Annotated in this window: 2 protein-coding genes; both read left to right on the forward strand. The window is 66.8% G+C overall.

What is annotated here, in order from left to right; translation table 11 throughout:
* Window positions 1-241 precede the first annotated feature (241 nt).
* Window positions 242-1,210 carry an AAA family ATPase gene (locus TNMX_RS03310; protein ID WP_038029511.1) on the forward strand — a complete coding sequence of 323 codons (969 nt, stop codon included), beginning with the start codon at window positions 242-244 and terminating at the stop codon, window positions 1,208-1,210.
* The gene (locus TNMX_RS03315) at window positions 1,207-2,100 is read left to right on the forward strand and encodes a ParB/RepB/Spo0J family partition protein (RefSeq protein WP_038029513.1); all 894 of its coding nucleotides are present in this window, start codon (window positions 1,207-1,209) and stop codon (window positions 2,098-2,100) included. Before TNMX_RS03310 ends, TNMX_RS03315 begins: the two co-directional genes overlap by 4 nt.
* Window positions 2,101-2,396 lie beyond the last annotated feature (296 nt).

Genomic DNA, 2,396 nt, shown 5'->3' on the forward strand with positions numbered 1-2,396 from the left:
AGAAAGGGGGCGGAGACTCGGAAGACTTGGGGCGTTTTGCGGCCGGAAAGCCCTTCCCCATCGCATCCCGCCCCCGCCCTGTTGTTGATCATTATTAGTCAATCAATCAGTTAAAGGGTTGTAGATACTTTTGATGATTCCATCAGCAAAACGGAACCGATGCAAGTTGCTGGCCCCACCGGGGGCCAGGGTGACGCGGGGGATACTTGGCAAACGCCAAATCTTGGGATAGTCTAGGCCCATGAAGCAGGGTGAGCTGGTTCCCGTGAGCGAGATGGCCCGGAGGCTCGGGGTGACGCGGGAACGGGTGCGGCAGATGATCCTCGAGGGCAAGCTGGAGGGCGTTCGCCTCGGCCGCTACTGGTACGTGCGGGAACGGGAGGGCGGGCGGCTCCGCCGCGTCTACACCTTCTTCACCCACGCCGGCGGGGCGGGCAAGACCTCCCTCGCCCGCGACCTCGGCTTTGAGCTGGCGCGCCGCGGCTTCCGCGTCCTTTTGGTGGACACGGACCCCCAGGCGAACCTCACCTCCTGGCTCGGGGTACGGGAGGTCGCCCCAGAGGAGACCCTCCTTCACCTGGTGGACACGGGCCAGCTGCCCACGCCGAGGCACCTTTCCGAGTGGGGCCTGGACCTCATCCCCGCAAGCCTGGACCTCGCCCGGGTGGAGGTGCGCCTCATGCAGCGCCCCCTCTCTACCCTGCTCCTGCGCACGACCCTGCGGAAGACGGAGGGCTACGACTTCGTCCTCATTGACTCCCTCCCCTCCCTGGGGCACCTGGCGGCCCTCGGGGCCTTGGCGGGGGACGGGCTCCTCGTCCCCGTGGAGACCAGTGTGAAGGGCGTGGAGGCCCTGGTGGGGGTGATGGAGGCGGCCCAGGAGTACCGGGAGGCCCTGGAGCAGGTGGACCCCAGGGTCCCCCGGTCCTTCGTGCGCCTATTCGTCCCCACCAAGTTTGACGCCAGGACCCTCGGGGACAACCGGGTGCTGGAGAAGATCGCGGGCCTCGAGGACCTCGCCCCCGTGGCTTCCCCCATCGCCTACCGCCCGGGGCCCCACAGGAGGGCCACGGAGCGGGCCGTTCCCCTTCAGCTCGTGGGGGACCGGCAGGCCCGGGAGGAGGTGGAGCGGCTGGCGGAGGAGTTCCTCCAGCGCGTGGTGGCCCAGGACGCCGCGCGGGAAGGGGTCCTGGAGGAGGTGGCGGAATGAGCCGGCTGGACGAGGTTCTGGGAACGGCGATCCTCAAGGGCAAGAAGGCCTTGGGGAAGGAGGCTCCGGAGGTGCTTCGCCTTCCCCTGGACCTCCTCCGGGTGCGGGGGCAGCCGAGGCGGCGCTTTGAGAACCTCGAGGCCCTCGCCGAGAGCATCCGGGAGAAGGGGGTCCTCCAGCCCCTCCTGGTGCGGCGGGTCGGGGAGGCCTACGAGGTGGTGGCCGGGGAGAGGCGCCTCCGGGCGGCGGCGATGGCCGGCCTTAAGGAGGTTCCGGCGCGGGTCCTGGAGCTCTCCGACAAGGAGGCGAGGCTCCTTGCCCTCGTGGAGAACCTCCAGCGGGAGGACCTGAACCCCTACGAGGAGACCCTAGGGGTCCTCGCCCTGCTATCGGAAGACTTGGGGAGGTCCGTGGAGGAGGTGGTGGGGCTCCTCCGCAAGATGAAAAACGCAAAGGAGGGACGAGTTAGGGACAACGTTGTTCCTACTGCTGAGGCCCGGCGGGTGGAAGAGCTCTTCAAGGCCCTCGGCCGCATGTCCTGGGAGTCCTTTGTGCAGCACCGCCTTCCCCTCCTCTCCCTTCCCGAGGACCTGAGGGCGGCCCTGGAGGAGGGGGCGATCCCCTACACCGCCGCCCTGGAGCTCAAGAAGGTGAAAGACGCGTCCTTGCGGAAGGCCCTCCTGGAGGAGGCGAGGGCGGGCCTCTCCTTACGAGAGCTGAAGGCCCGGGTGCGGGGGGTCTTGCGGAAGGAAAAGGCCCCCAGGCCCTGGCCTAAGGAGGTGGCGGCGAAGCTTGTCCGGCTGGACCTCGAGGCCCTCCCCCCTGAGCGGCGGGCGAGGGTGGAAGAGCTCCTCGCGGAGCTGGAGCGGGTCCTAGAGGGGCCGAGGTAACGCCCTCTCGTTTGTTTCTCGGGAAGCCTCTTTGGGGCCTGCTTCCCGCAGTTCAAGCGCTCTGGGGAGTCTACAAGCGATGAAGTTGGCAAGAAAAGCTACCTCGGCATCTGCCAGGTGAGGTGAAGGAGGCAAAGATGGACGGTAGGGGTGTTTTTGTCTTTGCGGCCCTATCGGTAAGAAACTGTTGTAAAAGTCCCCTCCTCCAGCTTATGCGGCCCTGGCCAGCCGCTTCACCAGCAAGCGTATCATGCCTAAATACATCCAGGCTTCCGTTACCTCAGGGTGGTACTCGT

This window comes from Thermus sp. NMX2.A1 (assembly GCF_000511705.1).
Taxonomy (GTDB): Bacteria; Deinococcota; Deinococci; order Deinococcales; family Thermaceae; genus Thermus; species Thermus scotoductus.